Annotated in this window: 21 protein-coding genes and 1 pseudogene; 13 read left to right on the top strand and 9 right to left on the bottom strand. The window is 35.1% G+C overall.

What is annotated here, in order from left to right:
* The first annotated feature begins 252 nt into the window (after positions 1-252).
* Positions 253-615 (top strand): NirD/YgiW/YdeI family stress tolerance protein, encoded by a 363-nt coding sequence (locus EGT34_RS04640; protein ID WP_000721827.1) that lies wholly within the window; start codon positions 253-255, stop codon positions 613-615.
* Between the two features lie 163 nt (positions 616-778).
* Entirely contained in the window at positions 779-1,249 is a 471-nt protein-coding gene (locus EGT34_RS04635; protein WP_001102886.1) for an AnBLUF65 family BLUF photoreceptors, read from the top strand.
* Here EGT34_RS04635 and EGT34_RS04630 read toward each other — a convergent pair.
* From EGT34_RS04630 to EGT34_RS04615, 4 genes are all read right to left on the bottom strand, one after another.
* Positions 1,246-1,572, bottom strand: a complete 327-nt coding sequence (locus EGT34_RS04630) for a hypothetical protein (RefSeq protein ID WP_000469224.1) — start codon at positions 1,570-1,572, stop codon at positions 1,246-1,248. The genes EGT34_RS04635 and EGT34_RS04630 overlap by 4 nt on opposite strands.
* Positions 1,573-2,139: 567 nt before the next feature.
* The gene (locus EGT34_RS04625; RefSeq protein ID WP_000429457.1) at positions 2,140-2,745 is read right to left on the bottom strand and encodes a LysE family translocator; all 606 of its coding nucleotides are present in this window, start codon (positions 2,743-2,745) and stop codon (positions 2,140-2,142) included.
* Between the two features lie 50 nt (positions 2,746-2,795).
* Positions 2,796-3,632: an AraC family transcriptional regulator gene (locus EGT34_RS04620; protein WP_000097861.1), complete on the bottom strand. Its 837-nt coding sequence runs from the start codon at positions 3,630-3,632 to the stop codon at positions 2,796-2,798.
* A 157-nt stretch (positions 3,633-3,789) separates the two neighbouring features.
* Positions 3,790-4,938 (bottom strand): alpha/beta fold hydrolase, encoded by a 1,149-nt coding sequence (locus EGT34_RS04615; RefSeq protein ID WP_000054924.1) that lies wholly within the window; start codon positions 4,936-4,938, stop codon positions 3,790-3,792.
* 360 nt (positions 4,939-5,298) lie between these two features.
* On the opposite strand from EGT34_RS04615, the gene gltS reads away from it, so the two are divergent.
* Entirely contained in the window at positions 5,299-6,534 is a 1,236-nt protein-coding gene (gene gltS, locus EGT34_RS04610; protein ID WP_000397471.1) for a sodium/glutamate symporter, read from the top strand.
* Between the two features lie 52 nt (positions 6,535-6,586).
* Here the strand turns inward: gltS and EGT34_RS04605 are convergent, their stop codons facing one another.
* Positions 6,587-7,489 carry an ATP-binding protein gene (locus tag EGT34_RS04605; protein ID WP_000423653.1) on the bottom strand — a complete coding sequence of 301 codons (903 nt, stop codon included), beginning with the start codon at positions 7,487-7,489 and terminating at the stop codon, positions 6,587-6,589.
* A gap of 96 nt (positions 7,490-7,585) precedes the next feature.
* Between EGT34_RS04605 and EGT34_RS04600 the strand changes: the two genes are divergently transcribed.
* On the top strand, positions 7,586-8,284 hold the full coding sequence (locus tag EGT34_RS04600; protein ID WP_000572518.1) for a FadR/GntR family transcriptional regulator: 699 nt from the start codon (positions 7,586-7,588) through the stop codon (positions 8,282-8,284).
* Between the two features lie 87 nt (positions 8,285-8,371).
* Positions 8,372-8,503, top strand: coding sequence for a hypothetical protein (locus EGT34_RS21435; protein WP_257787398.1), 132 nt, complete (start codon positions 8,372-8,374; stop codon positions 8,501-8,503).
* 68 nt (positions 8,504-8,571) lie between these two features.
* Here the strand turns inward: EGT34_RS21435 and EGT34_RS04590 are convergent, their stop codons facing one another.
* Entirely contained in the window at positions 8,572-9,210 is a 639-nt protein-coding gene (locus EGT34_RS04590; protein WP_000590086.1) for a TetR/AcrR family transcriptional regulator, read from the bottom strand.
* 583 nt (positions 9,211-9,793) lie between these two features.
* Between EGT34_RS04590 and csuAB the strand changes: the two genes are divergently transcribed.
* The 6 genes from csuAB to csuE all read left to right on the top strand — a co-directional run bounded on the left by csuAB (position 9,794) and on the right by csuE (position 15,815).
* Positions 9,794-10,330: a Csu fimbrial major subunit CsuAB gene (gene csuAB, locus EGT34_RS04585; RefSeq protein ID WP_000790104.1), complete on the top strand. Its 537-nt coding sequence runs from the start codon at positions 9,794-9,796 to the stop codon at positions 10,328-10,330.
* Between the two features lie 74 nt (positions 10,331-10,404).
* On the top strand, positions 10,405-10,953 hold the full coding sequence (gene csuA / locus EGT34_RS04580) for a Csu fimbrial biogenesis protein CsuA (RefSeq protein ID WP_000577013.1): 549 nt from the start codon (positions 10,405-10,407) through the stop codon (positions 10,951-10,953).
* 5 nt (positions 10,954-10,958) lie between these two features.
* Complete coding sequence (gene csuB, locus EGT34_RS04575; RefSeq protein WP_000876484.1) at positions 10,959-11,477, top strand: Csu fimbrial biogenesis protein CsuB; 519 nt, start codon at positions 10,959-10,961, stop codon at positions 11,475-11,477.
* Positions 11,471-12,304, top strand: a complete 834-nt coding sequence (gene csuC / locus EGT34_RS04570) for a Csu fimbrial biogenesis chaperone CsuC (protein ID WP_148792957.1) — start codon at positions 11,471-11,473, stop codon at positions 12,302-12,304. Before csuB ends, csuC begins: the two co-directional genes overlap by 7 nt.
* Positions 12,301-14,799, top strand: coding sequence for a Csu fimbrial usher CsuD (csuD, locus tag EGT34_RS04565; RefSeq protein WP_000603297.1), 2,499 nt, complete (start codon positions 12,301-12,303; stop codon positions 14,797-14,799). The genes csuC and csuD overlap by 4 nt, the downstream gene beginning before the upstream one ends.
* A complete protein-coding gene (gene csuE, locus EGT34_RS04560; protein WP_001022741.1) occupies positions 14,796-15,815 on the top strand; it encodes a Csu fimbrial tip adhesin CsuE in 1,020 nt (339 codons plus the stop codon). The genes csuD and csuE overlap by 4 nt, the downstream gene beginning before the upstream one ends.
* A 57-nt stretch (positions 15,816-15,872) precedes the next feature.
* On the opposite strand, the gene EGT34_RS21115 is transcribed toward csuE, so the two are convergent.
* The 3 genes and pseudogenes from EGT34_RS21115 to EGT34_RS04545 all read right to left on the bottom strand — a co-directional run.
* A complete protein-coding gene (locus EGT34_RS21115; protein ID WP_000437831.1) occupies positions 15,873-16,106 on the bottom strand; it encodes a hypothetical protein in 234 nt (77 codons plus the stop codon).
* Between the two features lie 429 nt (positions 16,107-16,535).
* Positions 16,536-18,023: a glycine betaine/L-proline transporter ProP gene (gene proP, locus EGT34_RS04550; protein ID WP_001260519.1), complete on the bottom strand. Its 1,488-nt coding sequence runs from the start codon at positions 18,021-18,023 to the stop codon at positions 16,536-16,538.
* A gap of 390 nt (positions 18,024-18,413) precedes the next feature.
* Positions 18,414-18,536: pseudogene (locus EGT34_RS04545) on the bottom strand (ADP-ribose pyrophosphatase); the annotation flags it as partial.
* Between the two features lie 639 nt (positions 18,537-19,175).
* On the opposite strand from EGT34_RS04545, the gene EGT34_RS04540 reads away from it, so the two are divergent.
* Together EGT34_RS04540 and EGT34_RS04535 are read left to right on the top strand one after the other, a co-directional pair.
* Positions 19,176-19,730, top strand: a complete 555-nt coding sequence (locus tag EGT34_RS04540) for a TetR/AcrR family transcriptional regulator (RefSeq protein ID WP_000792947.1) — start codon at positions 19,176-19,178, stop codon at positions 19,728-19,730.
* 234 nt (positions 19,731-19,964) lie between these two features.
* Positions 19,965-20,867, top strand: coding sequence for a DMT family transporter (locus EGT34_RS04535; RefSeq protein ID WP_000340904.1), 903 nt, complete (start codon positions 19,965-19,967; stop codon positions 20,865-20,867).
* The last annotated feature ends 34 nt before the right edge of the window (positions 20,868-20,901 follow it).

The following is a 20,901-nucleotide window of genomic DNA, read 5'->3' as shown; positions in this document are numbered from 1 at the left end:
ATATATTCTAAACTCAGATCCTCTGTTATACATAGTGTTTTAGTGTTCAATGAGCTATACCTTTTTTGCCACATCACCCGATGTGGTTTTTTTTTTCATTATGACCATACAAACATCTAGGCCAATGAAAAGACCTTCTCAACAATAGTGCTGTATATCTGACACGATGACACAAAAAATCACAAAAGCTAAAACTCATAGTTTTTATAAATTGTTTAGATAGCTATAGATAAAATAACGAGGAGAACATTCATGAAAAAAATATTATTTACCACACTCACTGGACTTGTTTTATTAACTAGTAGTGCAGCATTTGCAAGAACAGATCCCGCTTTACTTAATCAAGCAGCAAAAAATGTAGTCACTGTTTCAAAAGCTAAAACTTTAGCTGATGAAACAGGGGTAACCTTAACTGGTACTATCGTTAAGCATATTGCTGGCGACCATTATGAATTTAAAGACAAAACAGGTTCAATCGTGATTGATGTCGATGATGATTTGGCAAATGGTTGGCAGTTAAAGGTTGGAGATAAAGTGCGTATTGTAGGTGAGGTTGATACCCACCGCGTTAAACCGACTGAAATTGAAGTATTACAAATTGAACGTGTTAAATAATTTTTCATTTTAAATAAAAAGCTCGAACTAGATTCGGGCTTTTTTATTGAAATAAGCAAGCTTATAAATTTTTTATAATAATGAAATATAAAGTATTTTAAATAAAGGTATGTTAAGTTGAAAATTCCATTAATAATGAAATTTTATATTTCACGGAAGTCTTATGAACGTTCGCCTGTGTTATGCCAGCCAACGAAATGAAAAAAATGAAGATTTGCTACAAGATTTACGTGATATTCTGACAGAAGCTCGTGATTTCAACGATTTAAACGGGATTTGTGGGGTGCTTTATTATGCCGATAATGCATTTTTTCAATGTCTAGAAGGCGAACAAGAGGTCGTTGAAAGATTATTTGAAAAAATTCAAAAAGATCAAAGGCATTATAATATTAAATGTTTATGCACATACTCCATTGATGAACACTCTTTTCAGCGTTGGTCAATGAAATACGTGCAGCGTAATACAAATATTGAAGCTTTCTTTCTTAACATGGGAGAGAATACCTTTAACCCGCTTTTGCTGAACCAGCAAAACCTCAAATTTTTCTTAAATGAACTCTTAATTGCAGAGCAAACTAAGATGAATACGGTTAAAAAAGTTGGAATGGTGAATCGGGGAGTAAACCCGTTCTAGCTATTAGATGCGATACCGATATGGATGTGTTTGAGTTTAGGTACGATTTGTGTCATGACTAAATAAACAATTACTGAAATCGACAGCATCCATATCACTTCTAAACTTTGACTAATCACAAACATTGCCCAGTAAAAAAAGCTAAAAAGGGCAATACACAGTCCGCTTCCTTTGTAGTACCAAGTAATAAATATTCCAAAGAGCGCTGAAGAAATGATGAGATTTAGTGTCTGATTCATTCCTAGATAGTTAAAAAGAATAATTAGTAAGCATAAAGCTAACATTGATAGTAAATATACAAATATATTTTTTGCAATAAACATTCTTTATATCCTATCTGAAGATTTAAAAAGTAATCTTTCCTCTGTTTCCAGAGGAAAGATAGTACATATTCATTTTTTGAGATTCTTTTTCTATTATTGAGACTTTTTATATTAATAAAGATGACTTTATCATTTTCTCCAGATCTCTTTATTAATATTCAGCTTTCTATTTAATAGTAAAGAGTGCTTATATGTACTGAAATTAATTATAGGAAAAACAATCAATTATGTTGTAAGTTTTGGCTTACATAATTGTGAGACATTGCCTACATTTGTATAAAAAATAACCTAATTTTACAAAGTTGTATGGATAAAAATTTATATTTTACATATGTTTATTTAAAATTATTGTTGGAATGGTCTTTACATAAATAACAAAAAGTAACATCAGATATTCAATTATTATTTTTAAATAAAATTTGATGAATTAAAAATATTATTATTAAAAAGTTAATTAATATGAGTTTTTATAATTTGTATGATGGGAAGTAATAATTTGAACTTATAAATTTAAAATATGTTTGTTAAAAATAGATTTCCTTATCTATTTTGATTAGATTTTGATGATCAAAATATAGAGAACATGGGCCACCAGACCAAGGCTAGTAATATAATAGCCATTATTTTATTAAAAATATTTATATGTTTTGGTTTTGAAAAAAGTCGAGTACTTAGTCTGCCTACTAAGGCCCATAGGTAGAGACAAGGAAGTGCTATAAGTAAAAAAATGCAGGATAAAATTGAGACATTTATCAAGATATCTTGTCCCTGTTTTGTATAGACGCTAATAACTGCAAAAGCCATCATCCATGTTTTAGGATTAATCGCTTGCATTAAAAAAGCAGCTTTAAAACCAATAGGAGGGTATTGTTCATTTTTTTCTAAAGAGATAACAGGATTGTAGGTATATAATTTCCAAGCTAGAACGGTAAGCCAGATTAAACCACTCCATGTCATAATTTTTTGAATAACAGGGTAAGCAAGAATAGCGGAGCCAAGGCCAATACCAACCACTAATACAAGTAAGGCTGCTCCAATACAAGAACCTAAAATAACGGGAAGTGTTTTAGAAATTTTATAATGACTACTTAAACTTAAAATTATAAAGTTGGTCGGGCCTGGAGTAATTGAGGCAACAATTGCAAATAATGAAAATGCAGTGAGGTTTTCCATCTTGTCTACCTTAGTTAATTGGGAGAGACAAGATGAAATAATTAAGATTTTTAATCTTGAAGATTTGTGCAGATTTTTCTGTAAGCGGCTGGTGTTAGTCCATAACAGCGTTTAAACCAACGACTTAAATGACTTTGGTCTGAAAAACATAAGTCAGAAGCAACTTGTGCTGGAGAAATACTTCTAGCGAGTAAATCACGTGCTCGTGTAAGTCTCAGTTGAATAAGATATTGATGAGGAGCTAAATGAAAAGTGGATTTAAAAATACGGTGAATATGGTAACGGTCTAGTCCCACCATACGTGATATATCTTCTAACCCAATATCTTCAAATAAATGATCATGCAGAATATCTCGGATTTTATGGGCGATTTGGGGTACATGAATACACGAAGATTGAGAAGCTTTTTTTAACCATTTACCTTGGGCAATATATTGAATAAGCATATCTAGACTATTGTCTTTCACGATATTCATTTCTTTATAGTGTAAGTGTCGAAATGCTTGCGAAGTAATGATTGCAAGTTGATCATCGGATTTTAATGGCGCATCAATCACTAGTTCGTAATGATCGGGGCTGTTGTGAAACAAACCTTGAAGGCGTTGCTTTAACCATTCTGGATGTAGATAAAGCATTTGGTAGGTAAAACCATCAGATGCAGGCGCATGTCCATCATGAATTTCTTCTGGCTCAAGCATAAAGACTTGCCCAGCATGACTATTGATTTGCTTTTTACGGCAATGAAATTGTTGAATGCCAGATTCAGTTACACCAATTAAATAACTTGAATGCCAATGGGGATCATACGCATGACCAGTAAAATGAGCACGGATTGTTTCGATACCCGTATTGGTATCTTTTGAAATATCCACCCAGTTACTACTCATAAGCACTGACCTATAAACTTTTAATCTTAGCTCCTGAAACAGTATAAAAGAGCTAAAATTAGTTCTAGAAGATTTGTGCAAAAACTTTAAAAATTTAGTGTGCATTAAAACCAGCCTAAGGTTTAACAGGCTGGTTTTTCATTAACGTTTGAATTGATTAATCTGAACGTGTAGCCAGCCAATTACTCATTTCAGGCCAAACAGAGGTCGGAGCTTGGCTACCGGACACTACGCCCATATGGCCACCGGGCACAGTTTTGAATGTTTTATCTTGGCTACTAATTAAATCCATAAGGGGCTTAACAGCATCGGCGGTCACAATAATATCTGTATCTCCACCTACAGCCAACACTGAACAATCAATATCTTTTAAATAAGCTGTAAGTTCGCCAAATTTGATTACACCTGTTGAGAGTTCATTATCAATCCAGAAACGTAAAATAATGTCGCGCATAACGCCACCCGGATAGGCCAGCATATTGTCGATAAATGAACTAGAGGTAGCGTGGTCAACAATAAATTCTCGGTTATCCAGATTTTTAAGAAGTTGCCAATAGGTTTTTAAATTACCAATGGGGTCCGTTAATTTAAAACCGAGTGTGTTTTGCCATCCATGAATATGAAATACTTCACTTGGTACATGTTGGCGAATACGAAAAGGCGTATGCTTACGGACCCACTGTGCAGGTTTAGTCAGACTTCCATAGAGCTTACCCATATAACCTGCTTTATGTGTGTCGATCGGGGAAGCAAGAATCATCAGATTCTTAATATCTTTATCTTTAAATAACGCGGTATAGCAAAGTGAAAGTGCGCCACCTAAACTCCAGCCATGTAATGAAAGCTGTTGTTGTCCACTATGTATACGGACCTGCTTTAACATTTCAGGCATAAAGACTTTTACGTAGGTGCCAAAATTGTATTTGGCTTGATTTCGGGTAGGTACGCCCCAGTCTATTAAGTAAACCTCGAAGCCTTGATCTAAAAAATAACGTATAAGACTGCGGGTAGGAAACAAATCGTAAATGAGCATGTTCACAGCTAAAGGTGGAACAATCACTAACGGCACACGGTGTTTGGCTGATGCTTCTGTCTCATTTCTATAATGGCGAAGGCTTATAATTTCATGCTTATAAATTACATCAAAAGGCGTTTTTCCTGACAGGGCAATTTCCGACCCTCTAAAAAACAGATCTGATGCATTGGAGAGCATGTGAGGTATTTTCTGACCAGCACGCTTTTTAAGAGATGTTTTAATCGACTGTACCTGTGGAACATTCTGTCGAACTTTAAGCAATAAACTCATTGAATATAAAACCTATAAAGATGTTGCCCAGAGCAAATAACGAGCTGGTCTTTTGCGGATATTAAAGGGAATAAAAGATGAGTTCAGTGACCTAAAAGACAGGATTTTCTGTTTAAGAGATCAAAGTGAAGTTATACTAAATTAATGATTTCTTTACATAAGATTTTGAAATGATTGATAAATTAAATTATAGGGCATGATTTTGTATAAAATATTTAAAAATTTAAGCTATTCTTAAGAATAGTAAAAATTTATTGGTAGGGTAATTTTGTAAAGTTTATTTGTGTTTTTTTTACATATTAAAAAATAAAATATAATTATTTTACAATCCGTTAGGAATGTAATCAGAAAGTAGTATATATGGAATTTGTTTTTAATGGTTTTTATACACTAATTTCGGCGGTCATCGTTCTATTGTTGGGTCGCTTTCTTGTCAATCGGATTGATTTTTTAAAACGTTATAATATCCCTGAACCGGTAGCAGGTGGTTTGGTCGCTGCGGTAGTTTCTTTACTTGTCCACACTTTCTGGGGATACAGTATTGTTTTTAGCAGTGAATTACAAACCAGCTTTATGCTCGTGTTCTTTGCTTCAATTGGTTTAAGTGCCAATTTTATGAAGCTTAAAGAGGGTGGTACTGCTTTAGTCATCTTCTTAATTTGTGTAGCCTCATTTATTGTTGTTCAAAATGCTGTCGGTATGAGCCTTGCAACCTTATTGGGTCTAGACCCACTTATCGGTTTGATTGCAGGTTCAATTACTTTAACCGGTGGTCATGGTACAGCAGGTGCATGGGGTGAAATTTTAGAAAGCCAGCATGGTATTCAGGGTGCTTTAGCGTTAGGTATGGCAAGTGCTACGTTTGGCTTGATTATTGGTGGTGTCATTGGTGGTCCTTTAGCCAAATTGCTCATTAATCGTTATAGCCTTGCTCAAGCAAAAACCAATGCTGAGATTCAGCAGCGTGACACGCATGTTGAACAAAATTCAGATGATCTTGCACCGTTTGAAAACCCGCATCAAGTTCGTTTAATTACTGCCGACAATGCAATTACCACGCTTGGTATGTTTGCAGCATGTTTAGCATTTGCTGAATTTATGACTGGCTTTAGTAAGGGAACTTGGTTTGAGTTACCAACTTTCGTTTGGGCGCTTGGTGGCGGTGTAATCTTAAGAAATATTTTAGAAAGCGTGTTGAAAGTTGATATTTTTGACCGCGCGATTGACGTTTTTGGTAATGCGTCTTTATCTCTTTATTTAGCAATGGCATTGCTTTCATTAAAGCTTTGGCAACTTGCTGACTTAGCAGGTCCACTTGTGGTTATTTTAGGTGCTCAAACACTGACGATGGCTTTATACGCAGCATTTGTGACTTTCCGTGTAATGGGGAAAAATTACGATGCGGCAGTATTGGCAGCAGGTCACTGTGGTTTCGGTATGGGGGCTACACCAACCGCCGTTGCAAATATGCAGGCGATTACCAATATGTATGGTCCATCGCATAAAGCATTCTTAATTGTTCCGCTTTGTGGTGCATTCTTTGTTGACTTGATTAATGCAACTGTCATTCAGCTCATGCTGAAATTTATTGCTTAATTAAAAAAAGCCCGTAAGGGCTTTTTTTATGGAGCATGTTATAGCCAACAACTTAAACCGTTAAATCTGCTGCGCTCAGCATTTCTTGGCCCACAATCATTTTAGCAAATTGATTGGCAATTCTTCCTGAGCGGTTGCCTTGCTGAGTTGCATATTGAATAGCTTTTAACTGGATCGTTTCCCAAGTTTCACGTTGTTGCCATTTGTATTCATTTAGCCAGTATTGAACAGTTTTTAAATACTCTTGTTGGCTAAAGCCATAGAAATTAATTTGTAAACCAAATCTGTCTGCTAAAGAAATCTTTTGTTCAATGCTGTCGCCAGGGCGTAATTCGCCATTTTCCCCAACATTTAACTCGGTATTATCTTTGTTGTATTCGGCCACCATATGCTTTCGATTTGATGTTGCATAAATGAGTGTATTGTCTGAACTAGAGGCCAGTGAACCATCTAATACAGTTTTTAAAGTTGCGTAACTTGAGTCACCAGCTTCAAAGGCCAAGTCATCACAAAAAATGATAAAACGCTCAGTACGGTCTTGCAGTAAGTTAATAATTTTAGGCAAATCTTCTAAATACTTTTTCTCAAGTTCAATCACCCGAAGACCTAAGTGGTGATATTCATTTAAACAGGCTTTTACAATAGACGACTTGCCTGTACCACGTGAGCCTGTCATGAGTACATTATTTGCCAACAAGCCTTTTGCAAAGGCTTCAGTATTTAGTTTTACTTTGGTGAGTTGGCTGTCGATATTGCAAAGATGATTAAAAGAAATGAGTTGAGGTTTGCGGATCGCGACGAGCGAACCTTTATTATTTTCTCTTTCCCATCTAAAGGCGATTGCCTCATCTAAGACATCTACAGAAATTTCTTGGGTTTTAGAAATTTTTTCGACTGCTTGAGTAAGCTTTTGAATTTCAAAAATAAGATTTGAAATTGTCTGACTTAATTCCATGAGCTCAACCTTTAAAAATGCATGAAAGAGAAATTGAACAATTAAACATAGGATGATAGTATCACCGTATGTTTAAGCTTACTAGTACCAATTTTAATGATTGAGCAAATTCAAAAAAGATCACTGGTCGATGAAGTGATTCATGTCATACGTCAGAATATTAAAAATGATATTTGGAAAGTAGATGAGAAAATTCCGACTGAACCTGAGCTTGTTCAAGGTTTGGGTGTGGGCCGAAACACCATTCGAGAAGCAATTAAAATTTTAGAATATTTAGGTGTTTTAGAAGTCAAACAGGGGCTGGGTACTTTTGTACGCACGAAAAATGACTTTTCAATTGTGATTAATTCAATTCATCATTCTGATTTATATGAACACGTAGAAGTAAGATGTTTATTAGAAATCGAAATTGCTAAATTAGCTGCTAGACATAGCACGCCTGAAGATATGCGCGATGTTATAGCGTGTTTAGAACATAGAGCAGCAACAAATCAACAAGATGTTGCTAACTTCATGTTAAGTGATAAGAAACTACATTTGGCAATTGCCAAGGCGACTCATAATAAAGCTTTACAGGCAACTTATGAGTATTTCTTAAACTCAAGCTATCAATACACCTTAGAGCTAGTGACTAATAAAAATTTACCTGACCCAAACCAGCAAATACATAGTGAACTTGTTCAAGCTATTCAACACAAGTCTGAGTCAGAAGCCATGCGAGTTGCGGAGTCTATGTTGGCGCCCATATTACGTTCGCTAGATTCAATTAAAGCTGACTTTGTCCAAAACCACTAAATAGCTAGATCAAATACTATGAGTTTTATGATTGTTTCGAACAACTTTGCTGTTCCTTACTATTTAAATGTGAGGAAAGAAAAGGGAATGACAACTTATTATTGGGCAACTCATCAATCTCAGTTAGCTCTATTTGACTCTTACGAATTGGCTTATCGCTTTTACTTTCCATCTCGACATATTTTGATTCGAAGTGAAATTAAAGCTTTCGCTCAGTAATATAATAATTGAGTACAACACCCCCATATATTAAAAACATAGGAGAACTGGCTCCTATGTTTTAAAATTTATGGTTCACTGACTAATCTTAATATATTTTTTAACAGTATACTTCTTAAAAATTCTTTATAATTTTCATCTGTATTTTTGTTCGAATGTTGAACTAAATATCCATTAAGTTGAGTGATTATAATAATGGCTCTTTCTTTATATTCTTCTGAAGATATTTTATTATGAATGGGGAGGATGATTTTATAGATAAGTTCGAGATTATACTTTTGTATGATTGACAAAGCTTCATATACATAGGGTAAATGATCTGAAATAGAGAAAAACTCTTTAAATGCATTTGTAATGATCGGTTGCTCTATTTCATAAATTATATTAGTTATAATATTCATAAACCGAATTAAAGGTGGTTCATTTGCATTCAAATTGATTAAAATTTCAATACGCTGTATATAGTCACAAATTAATTTATTAAGTAAAGCTTTTAATAAAATATCTTTATTTTGAAAATAATGTTGCAAAGTACTTAAACTAATATTTGATTGAGTTGCAACTCCTCTCATACTAAATCCGGAATAACCTTTAGTAAGAAAAACTATTTCAGCATTTCTTAAGATCTGCTTTATTCTTTCTTGCCCTTTTAGTGTGGTAAAGGACTTCTTTATTTGCATAGTATCAAAGGTATCAATTTTGATCATTATCCAGCCTGTAAGTACTATTTAAAAAAAGGCATTCTAAACCATGAAATTAAAAAAATATAAATAAAATATTTAAATTCTATTAAACTAAAATTAGGTTGGACGACCTATATTTTTTAAATCTAGGTCATTCGACCTAATTAATGGTTAAAAAATGGGTCAAATGACTTATTTTTATTTCTTTAGGTAGGATTAAAATAGGTCATGTTACCTATTTTAATAAAAATAAATAATCCTCATTTTTGTTGTGTGTATAAATAATTGTATTTGAATAACTATTTAAAAAGTATGATCGTTAAAACAATAATTTCTTTTTCTAGTTTTTAGTCATTTTAATAAAGTAGGGGTGGGTATTTAATTGGGTGTTTTTATAAGATTAAAAAAAATGATTTTAAATAACTCAACATAGTCTTTTTGTAATATGTGTATACAAGTTAAATAATTGTTATTAAATTGTGAAGAGAATCACACAATAGTAAAAGGTAGTTTGTTTTATATATAAAACAGATTAGCCATATTTTATTTGTCGAGTTTGATTCATTTTGTTCTACAAATCTAATCATTATATATGTAGGTTATGAATATGAAAAACATTCAGAAATCACTTCTTGCAGCATTAATAGTTGCTGGTTATGCGGTAAATACTCAAGCAGCTGTTACTGGACAGGTTGACGTTAAATTGAATATCTCAACAGGCTGTACTGTAGGTGGTAGTCAAACTGAAGGAAATATGAACAAGTTTGGTACTTTAGATTTTGGTAAAACTTCCGGTACTTGGAATAACGTATTAACTGCTGAAGTTGCTTCAGCAGCAACAGGTGGCAATATTTCTGTGACTTGTGACGGAACAGATCCTGTTGATTTTACAGTCGCAATTGATGGTGGTGAACGTACAGACCGTACTTTAAAAAATACTGCTTCTGCTGATGTAGTTGCATATAACGTTTATCGCGATGCTGCACGTACAAACCTTTATGTTGTAAACCAACCACAACAGTTCACTACAGTAAGTGGCCAAGCTACTGCTGTACCAATTTTCGGTGCAATTGCTCCAAATACAGGTACACCAAAAGCACAAGGCGATTATAAAGATACTCTATTAGTCACTGTAAATTTCTAAATATAAAAAAGAAATAATTAATTGAGTAGCAGGTTTGCTCAAATATGAGTAGACCTGTTTTAAATGGAGGGAAGATGATATTCAATCGTGGTTCGGCATTTATAATTTCTTATTTTTTAATTTCTTTAGTAAATGCGGGTGAAATTGGAGCTAAATTAACTAGTCAAATTGAATTATTGCCTTCTTGTTCTGTTAATAATAATGTTGTAGAAAATAATGCAGCAAATTTAAATTTTGGAACTATAGATTTTGGTGAAGCTACCACATCTTTTAAAGGGGTTTTAGAAGCTAGTTTAGTTAATAATGGTAATTCAGGTTTTCAGATCGAGTGTGCTGGTATTTCAACTGTAAAAATAATATTTGGAGCAGGAAATAATGATAGTAATATTCCAGCTTCATTTTCACAAAATTATTATCATGCTTTAAGTAATGGTAGAGATTTTATTGCTTATAACTTGCTCTATGGTTTAAATAAACAAGTCATTAAAGCAAATGAAGCTTTTATTCTTAATGATATGAATAATAAAAAGAATATCGATATTTTTGGTCAAGCAGCCCATGATGGTAGTCGTATATCTAAGGGTGAATATAAAGATATAGTACCAATTACGATTGAGTTTTAAGAAAAATGAAATACTTATATTTTAAAGCAATATTTTTGCTATCTGTTAGTCAATTTATATATGCAGCAGATCCTCAGCTCAATTCAAGTTTTAAAGTACAAGCTAAAATTGAAAATGGCTGTTCAATAGATAATATTGAGCAAAACATGGATTTTGGTAAATACTCTGCTTTATCAAAAAATAAAGTAGTGACTAATATTATTAATAGCAAAGGTTCTTGGAATATTCGTTGTACAGAAAGTTTACCTGTAAGTATTTCTATAGATGGTGGTGAAAACCTTCAAAATAATACAAGACGTATGAAGAATGGTTCATCCACTAATTATTTATCTTACAAACTGTATAACTCTAGCAGTTTATCCAATGAATATATTGTAGGTAATAAATATTTATTGCCTGCTACAACACCTACAAACCGTCTGGCAAATTTTGAAATATATGGTGTCGTTGATTTAGAAAATAATAATGAACCCCATGCGGCCGGAATTTATAAAGATACTGTTTCAATAATGATTACATGGTGATTTGTATGAACAATTCTGCATTTATTAAAAATGGCATTTTAAAATCTTTTTTATTTGCAAGTACATTATCACTTGTTACACCTGTGATGGCACAAGCAACTTTTCTAATTTGGCCGATTTATCCAAAAATTGAAGCCAATGAAAAGGCAACTGCGGTTTGGCTTCAAAATACGGGTAAGACCGATGCAATGGTGCAAATTCGGGTATTTAAATGGAATCAAGATGGCTTAAAAGATAACTATAGTGAGCAATCAGAAATTATACCAAGCCCGCCTGTAGCCAAAATTAAAGCAGGCGAGAAGCATATGCTTCGCTTAACCAAAAGCGCCAATTTGCCAGATGGGAAAGAGCAGTCATATCGCCTGATTGTAGATGAGTTACCGATTCGACTTTCTGATGGCAATGAGCAAGATGCTTCTAAAGTAAGTTTCCAAATGCGTTACTCAATTCCATTGTTTGCTTATGGGAAAGGAATTGGCAGTGGATTAACCGAAGAAAGTCAAAAACTTAATGCAAAAAATGCTTTAGCAAAACCGGTTTTACAGTGGTCAGTTCGCACCAATCAACAAGGCCAGTCTGAGCTATATCTTAAAAATAATGGTCAGAAGTTTGCGCGTCTTTCGGCACTGAAAACTTCAAAAACAGGTAATGATATCTCTTTAGGAAAGGCTGCTTTTGGCTATGTTTTATCAAATAGCACTGTAAAGTTTGCTATTGATCAGTCAACGGCACATGAGTTGTCAAAAACATCTAAAATTTATGGTGTGGACAGTTCTGGTATTAAACAAGAATTGATTGAAATCACCAAAATGGAGGATCCATCATGATCCTTCGGCATAATAATTTATGCAAAAGTATTTTGCTGATTTTATTGTCGGGTGGATGTTTAAATATTCCAAATACTGTGTTTGCAGGCGATTTGCCTCCACCACCAAGAGACATTAATGAAATTAATCAACTTTTTAAACTGTACCTAGATTTGGTTGTGAACCAATATTCGGTCCAGCAAGTTGTGCCCGTTATTGTGAAAAATGATGAGTACTTCATACAAAAAAAGAAGCTGATTGATGAATTAGAAATTAAGATCCCTCAAGAGTTATTAACAAACACTGACACATCTTTATCGAATCAAGATGTTTTGACCTTGGGGTTTAGTGGTGACGCGAGTGATTGGATATCTTTAGATAAATTAAAAGATGTAAGTTATGAATATCAATCTTCGAACCAATACTTTAAGCTCAATTTTCCGCCCGCTTGGATGCCCACTCAAGTTTTGGGTAAAGACTCATGGTATAAGCCGGAAGTCGCTCAGTCTGGTATAGGGCTGCTCAATAACTATGATTTTTATACATATAGACCCTATCAAGGCGGTTCAACCAGTAGTTTATTTACTGAGCAGCGTTTTTTCTCTCCGTTAGGGGTCATTAAAAACTCTGGTGTCTATGTCAAAAACCATTACAAAAATGAAGGTAACGCCGAGCCTGTAGATAATGATGGCTATCGTCGTTATGACACATCTTGGCAGTTTGATAACCAAAAGAACGCTACATCTTTTTTACTGGGTGACATTATTACCGGTAGTAAAACGACGTGGGGAAGTTCTGTTCGACTAGGCGGTTTTCAGGTACAGAGAAATTATTCAACCCGACCAGATTTAATTACCTATCCATTGCCACAATTTATTGGGCAAGCTGCGTTGCCAAGTACGGTCGATTTAATTATTAATGGGCAAAAGACCAGCTCAACAGAAGTACAGTCTGGGCCGTTTATTTTAAACAATGTTCCTTTTATTAACGGTAAAGGGGAAGCCGTTGTGGTCACGACCGATGCAGTCGGGCGTCAAGTCACAACAGCGGTTCCATTTTATATTTCTAATACTTTGCTCAAGCCCGGCTTATTTGATTACTCATTGTCTTTAGGGAAAATTCGAGAAGACTACGGACTTAAGAATTTTTCTTATGGAAAATTTGCAAGTGCAGCTGATGCCCGTTATGGGGTAAATGACTGGCTGACTGTAGAAGGACGCACCGAACTTTCTTCAGATTTACAGTTATTGGGTGCTGGGTCTGTACTCAAGCTTGCAAATTTAGGTGTGCTGAGTGCCTCTTTTACCCAAAGTAAAGCCGATAAGTCTATGTCTGAAGATCGAACGAAAGACTTGGAAGGTAATCAATATACAGTTGGATACAGCTATAACCGTAATCGGTTTGGTTTTAGCATTAACCATAACCAACGTGATGATGAATATACTGACCTTTCACGGCTGCAATATAGCAATTTAATTTCAGTAAATAGCAATAAAAGCTTAACGGCCAATACTTATTTTGCGACCAAAAACTCAGGAACTTTTGGCGTCGGTTATATCAATACCAAGGCGAATGACTTTAAAAATCGCTTTTTAAACTTGTCTTGGGCGCCTGTTTTACCGACTTATATGAATGGCGTGACTGTTTCATTAAGTGCCAACCGTGATTTCATCGAAAAAGAATGGAGTGCTGCATTTCAGCTTTCGATACCGCTGTTTCAGCGAAACGCGACTGTTAACTCAGGTTATGCATTTAATAAGCAGGGCGATACTGGCTACCTTAACTTCAACCGCTCTGTTCCGTCTGAAGGTGGTTTTGGTGTCGATTTAACCCGACGCTTTAATGAAAATAGTGAAGATTTAAATCAGGCACGCGTCAATTATCGCAACAGTTATATTAATACTGACTTTGGTCTGTCTGGAAACCATGACTATAACTACTGGTTTGGCCTATCCGGTTCCCTAATTTATATGGCAGGTGATTTATTTGCTTCAAACCGATTAGGTGAATCTTTTGCATTGATCGATACAAACCAAGTGCCTGATGTTCTGGTCAGATACGAAAACAGTTTAATTGGCCGCAGTAATAAAAAAGGCCATATTTTTGTGCCATCGGTAACACCTTATTATTCGGGTAAATACAGCGTCGACCCAATCGACTTACCTTCAAACTTTACAATCACACAAGTTGAACAACGGATAGCGGCTAAACGCGGTTCGGGCGTTGTGATTAAGTTCCCTGTTCATCAGTCTATTTCTGCAAATGTCTATTTGACTCAGGCAGATGGCAAACCTGTGCCGGTAGGGTCTGTAGTACATAGAGCTGATCAAGAGTCTTCTTATGTGGGAATGGATGGCATTGTCTATTTAGAAAATTTAAAACCGAATAACACCGTAACGGTTCAGCGTTCGGACCAAAGTATTTGTAAAGCAGATTTTTCTGTAGATGTAGAACAAGCCAAGCAGCAGATTGTGGTGGTTAAACCTGTTACTTGTCACGAGGTATCTTTGCCATGAATATAAAAACAAAAAAATTACTCAGACATTTATGTATGTTCTCTGGACTGATGTTGACGGGAAATATGGCTCATGCTGCATGTAGCGTGAGCGCTTCAGGTACATCTTCTATTTCGGTCCCGTCTATTTACTTAATGGAAAATGGTGAAAACTCATCACAATTTAATTCGGGTTTGTCGTGTACAGGTTTTAGCTTGGCTTTAGCAAACATGACCTACCTAAAATATCGGGTTGAGCAAATGTCAAATTCATTTACCAATGCTCAGACCGGAGAAAAACTTAACGCCATTATTCTAGACAGTAACAATGAAATCATTAGTCTAGGCCAAGAAAAAGACATGAGTAGCTTTACGCTGGTCAATCTTTTTAGCGGGCCTGATGGCAATTTACCTTTCTACATACGGCTTCCGGCTGGACAAAGTGTATCGCCGGGTGTTTATCAAGCCGACTCACCGTTAAAAGTAAAATGGTTCTATTCTGTGCCCGCAGTCGCGATTGTGGGAATCGGGGTGTTCTTTGAGAGTCCTGGGTTTAGACGCGGTGCATTGGGTATTGGTTTTAACTGGGGAAGTGGGGCAGACTCGCTTGGTTCACTCTCAATTACCGTACTTCCAGACTGCCGAATTTTAGCTCAAGACGTAAACTTTGGTACGGCGGCGTTTGCTTCCAAGCTTGAACCTGTTCAGTCTTCTATGGGAATACGTTGCTCTGTAAATACACCATATTATGTCAGTTTAAATAATGGACTTTCCCCGCAAAATGGCAACCAGCGAGCCATGAAGTCACAAACGGGAAATACATTTTTAAAATACGATATTTTCAAGAATTCATCGAATGACCGATGGGGAAGCGGTAACGAGCGTTGGTCGAGTTTAAATGCAACAATTAACCCGGGGGTACATAACGGGGTAACTCAGCAGAACTATGTGTTTACTACAAAAATTGTGGATGAAAACGCAGACACGATACCAGCGGGAACTTATCAAGATACGGTCACGGTACAAGTCGAGTTTTAAAAGCTGTTTTATATAGAAGATAAAAGCTCAGTTTATGGGCTTTTATCTTTAACCAAACTATTCAATTTCTAACTGATCATCATCTTTGGTAATTTTAATTTTTATTTTTTTATATTTCCGCTTATTTGGATCGAGCGCCGAGTTTATTACTTCATCGGCAAAAGGCGGGCACTGCATGAGTTTTGCATAAGCTCTATAGCCGATGCGTATTCGATTAGGCGGGCAATCGGTTCTTTTTGAATAGTATTCAATGAGTGAGTTCAGTTCTTGTAATAAAGTTTGCTGTTCCATCATACATACTTAACAATTAGATAACTCAAGCATAATAGATTTAAACCTTTTGCTGTGTAGCTGTTTATCATAAGCACCCATCAAAATTGTGATGCAGTTCTCTAAAATAACTTATATATGTATTAAGTTTGTTTTGGGGTAGGCTGAGGTGTTTTTTTAATTGAATTGTCACAATGGAAAGCTAAGTTAGACCTATAACAAAAACGAATGAAGATTGTTGCGAACAATAAAACCAAGAAGCAATTTTCAACTAAAGCTGGTCTGCTGTAATTAAGCTAATTCGAAAGAATTGGCTTTTTTATTTATTAAATATTATTCCTAATAATAGATTTACTAAGTTAATTCTTTTTTACTATCAAATTGAATGAAAAATATATTAAAAGAATAGCGACATTTAAGTCGCTACTCTTATAAAAAACGTTGCTTTACTCATGCTATATCAGGGTGTTTATCAGCAAGTTTTTGACGTTTTTGTTGAAGCTCCTGAATTTTCTGATCAATATTTTCAATTTTCTGTTCAATAGTTTCATGAAACTCTTCGAGTAACTCTTGTGCTTCCTCTATATTGTGAGCAATAGGCACGCCCCCAATTAAAGGCTTATTGGCTGTTTCCTTTAAATACATTGCAGTAGCAATACCTACCACCCCGCAAATCATCAAGTAATAGGCTGGAACCATTAGATTGTGGGTAGTTTCAACCAGCGTTGCGGTAAGAGTTGGGGTTAAACCAGCGATAACTACTGAGAAATTAAAGGCAATACCTAAAGCGCTATAACGGATTTCAGTTGGAAATAGGGCTGGTAAAGTTGATGCCATCACTCCGATAGACATATTGAGAGATAAAGCAAGAATAAGTAAGCCTATAAAAATTTGATAATTTACTCCAGAGTTAAGTAATACAAAGGCAGGATAGGACAAGAAAATAAGAGAAAGGCTTCCAATAAAAATAAATGGGCGGCGTCCAAACTTATCACTCAAATAACCAATCACAGGTTGTACAAATAGCATGCCAACCATAACCGCAATGATAATAAGTGCACCATGTGCTTCTGAATAGCCTAAGTTATGCGAAAAATAGCTTGGTAAATAAGTTAGCAACATGTAGTAAGTAACGTTAGTGCTGATTACGAGACCAATGCACACCAATAAACTACGCTTATGTTTAACAAAAATTTCTTTGAAACTAAATTTTGGGGGTTTGCTTTTTTGTGCTTGTTGCTCTGAATGCTGTTGATATACAGGGGTTTCTTCAAGGCGGTTTCGTAAATATAAACCGATTATGCCCAGTGGTAGAGCGAGAAAGAAGGGAATACGCCAACCCCACTCGGCAAAGCGTGCCTCACCCACGGCGTGTGTGATCAAGGCGACAGTTGCAGCCCCAAGTACAAAGCCGGCTATCGATCCAAAATCAAGCCAGCTTCCCATAAAACCACGTTTTCGGTCTGGAGAATATTCAGCTACAAAAATCGCAGCACCTGAGTATTCACCACCAATGGAGAAGCCTTGTACAATTTTTACGATGAGTAAGAGAATAGGTGCCCATAAACCGATTGTTTCATAAGATGGAATAAGGCCAATACCAAAGGTACTGATGGACATAATAATGACAGTAATGGCCAGAACTTTTTGACGTCCGTATTTGTCACCTAAATGTCCAAAGAAAAGACCACCTAATGGACGGAAAATAAAAGGTACTGAAAATGTAGCAAGCGCGGCAATCATTTGCACGCTTGGTGAAGCATCTGGGAAAAATACTTTACCGAGAACGTATGCCACATAACCATAAACGCCGAAATCAAACCATTCAATTGCATTACCTAATGCAGCTGCAGTAATCGCTTTTTTGGTTTTTTCGTTCTCGATGATATTGATATCATCAATCTCAATAGGTTTTACTTGTTTTTCAGATGTGCGCATATCTAGCCTAAGAATTGAATCTCAGTATTTAAAGTGAAAATATACGGTTTTAAATACTGAATTAAAAAATTGCAGAATAAAGAGACAGAATAACGATAAGTTACTCAAGAAAAGGGAATTAAGAGGTGTTCTCTTAATGATCAACAAGATAGCAAAAGAGAACTAATTATTTGTTTATGTTAGAGTTTTAAATTGTGGAGAAATTGTATGGATAAAGTTACATAAGTTTACTTAGTGGTAAAACTGAATCATGGGGTAAAAAAATTATATAAAAATTGATAAAAGACATGAGATTAGCATAAAAGTTAAGCGCTATTTTTTGAGCTTAAAAGGCCAAGTTTTTTTACTTTTCATATACAAAAACTGAACTTGCCTTATATCAGGTTTTCATTAATCAAACTTCGTTGCTTCAGGGATTGACTCTAAATAATCAAAAAATTGTTGAATCTGTTCTTCAGTTACACGTGCTGTAGAAATCGGGGCCAATTCATCTCTACCCAAGAAACCGATATCTACCTATGTAACGTTGATAAGTATTTTATACACTCCAATTTAACAATAAATTTTAATTATTTATCCTTACTTTTTAATGATCTAATTTAAAACAAATGTCATTTTGTGTGCTTGACTGTAATAGGGCAGAGCACTATCCTTTGCCTGCTGGTCACATTACCAGTCAGCTTTTGACAGAGCTGGTACAAAAGGCGCACAACAACGTATTATTTCGTTTTGTGCGTACTCCTAAGTCACGCCTTTATGGTGAGGCTAGGAGGGGCACGCTTGCGTGCGCTGGTTTCCTTTTGTACCAGTCTGTCAACCCTTCTAGTCTTGCCACCATTATTTGACAGTAATTGGTAAGACTCTTTTAAATCAAAAGGAGTCCGCACATGCGTACTATTTCTTATTTATTGGCCTTTGCCAAATTCTCTCTATTTATACCGCCTAAACAGTCATTAAAACGGCTCAATAGACCGTAGGTTTTCTACGCCTTAAGCATCGTTACGACTCAAAATCATAGCAACAATAAACCCGAGATAGGCGAGCACACCATTTTGTGCGGTTTTCGCATGCCTGCATTTAGCACTCATTTTAAGAGTGACGGCATTTTTATCTCTTTTTACATACAACAAAAAATTATTTTAAGCGGTATACATGAAAAATTTAGGCACTTCATTTAGAGCATTACACGTGCTTCACATAGCATCGGATTTATTTAAACAATACGGGTTTCATAAGGTTGGGGTAGACCGAATTATTAGCGAAACTAAAATTTCCAAAGCTACTTTTTATAACTACTTTCATTCAAAAGAACGTCTGATTGAAATGTGCCTTCTACTTCAAAAAGACACATTAATGGAAAAAGTAAGAGTGGAGATAGAAACGACTCACTATTCAACTTTCGCTCATAAACTCAGGCAAATTTATCTCTTACATGCCAATTTAAAGAGCGCTTATTATCTGTTGTTTAAAGCAATTTTTGAAATTAAAACAAGTTATCCTACAGCTTACCAAACGGCGATACGTTATAGACGATGGATTAAAAATGAAATTTTCTGCCTGCTTATGGAAACTAAAAAAGCCGTTTCATATGCCGAAGCGGAAATTTTTATATTTATGATAGATGGGACAATTTTTGGACTTTTGACTTCAGACAGAGTCGAAGAACAAACCAAGTTGTTAGATTACTTTTTAGTGAGGGTTAACTAAATTTATTAAGCTAAAGAATCAGTATTTTAGAATGAATTAACCATCTTTTTATTTTGAAATAATGATTTCTTAATTAAAAATTAACATGATTAATCTTTTATTTTATTGTTCTAGATTTTAAAAAGGACAAGTTATTTAGACTAAAAACTCACGGAATACTAAGAAAAAGTGAGTTTATAAAATCTGAAATAAAAATAGATGAAGACTTAACAATATAAATTTTTGGAGAAATTCGTGGATGATCATCATTTAAAAAGAAAAGTCGGCACGCTTGAAATGGTCGTAGCCATGCTGCTTTCAGGGAGTATTGGTCTATTTGTGATTAAGTCAGGTCAATCACCCGTTAATATTGTATTTTTCCGTTGCCTTATTTCAGCATTGTGTTTAATACCGATTTGTTACTACTATGGTCATTTTAAAAAAGTATACTTCGGTAAAAAAGAACTGTTTTTAATGGTGACTTCGGGCCTTCTAATTATTTTTAACTGGGCTCTACTGTTTGCCGCTTTTCCTAAAACTTCTATTTCTTTAGCGACGATTGTTTATCACGTGAACCCGTTTGTCATTTTATTTTTAGGGGCTTTGGTCTTCCATGAAAAGCTCAATAAAAATGATGTGCTATGGACCATCATTGCTTTTATAGGGCTAATCGTGATTATAGGCTTAGGCAGTGCTTCGGTGAACTCTAATGAGTTAGTCGGCTTGGGGCTGGTTCTTATTGCCACAACACTTTATTCAATATCGGTATTAATCACTAAAAAATTAAGTAATACACCGCCTTTATTAATTGTATTTATACAAACTCTGAGCGGGGCGATTGTCATGGCTCCGTTTATTTCGGTTTTTGAAAACCCGCCGATCGGTCAACAATGGCTGTTTGTGGTCGGATTGGGAGTTTTGCATACTGCATTTCTCTACTATTTAATGTATTCGGCGATTAAGAAAATACCTTTAAATAATATTGCGATCTTATCTTTTATTTATCCAATATCGACCATAGTGATTGATTATTTCTTCTTTGATCATGTGTTGACGAGTACTCAAGTTTTAGGTGCAGGTTTAATTTTATTAGGCGTACTGGGTGTGAAGTTGCATTGGAATATTTTTGCAGTAAAAAAAGTAGGAATAAGGAATTAAGATATAAAAATAAAAGGTGAGGTTGTTAAAGCCT

It is taken from the genome of Acinetobacter sp. FDAARGOS_558, from assembly GCF_003937785.1.
Lineage (GTDB): Bacteria > Pseudomonadota > Gammaproteobacteria > Pseudomonadales > Moraxellaceae > Acinetobacter > Acinetobacter baumannii.
This window is presented reverse-complemented; position numbering and strand designations above follow the sequence as displayed.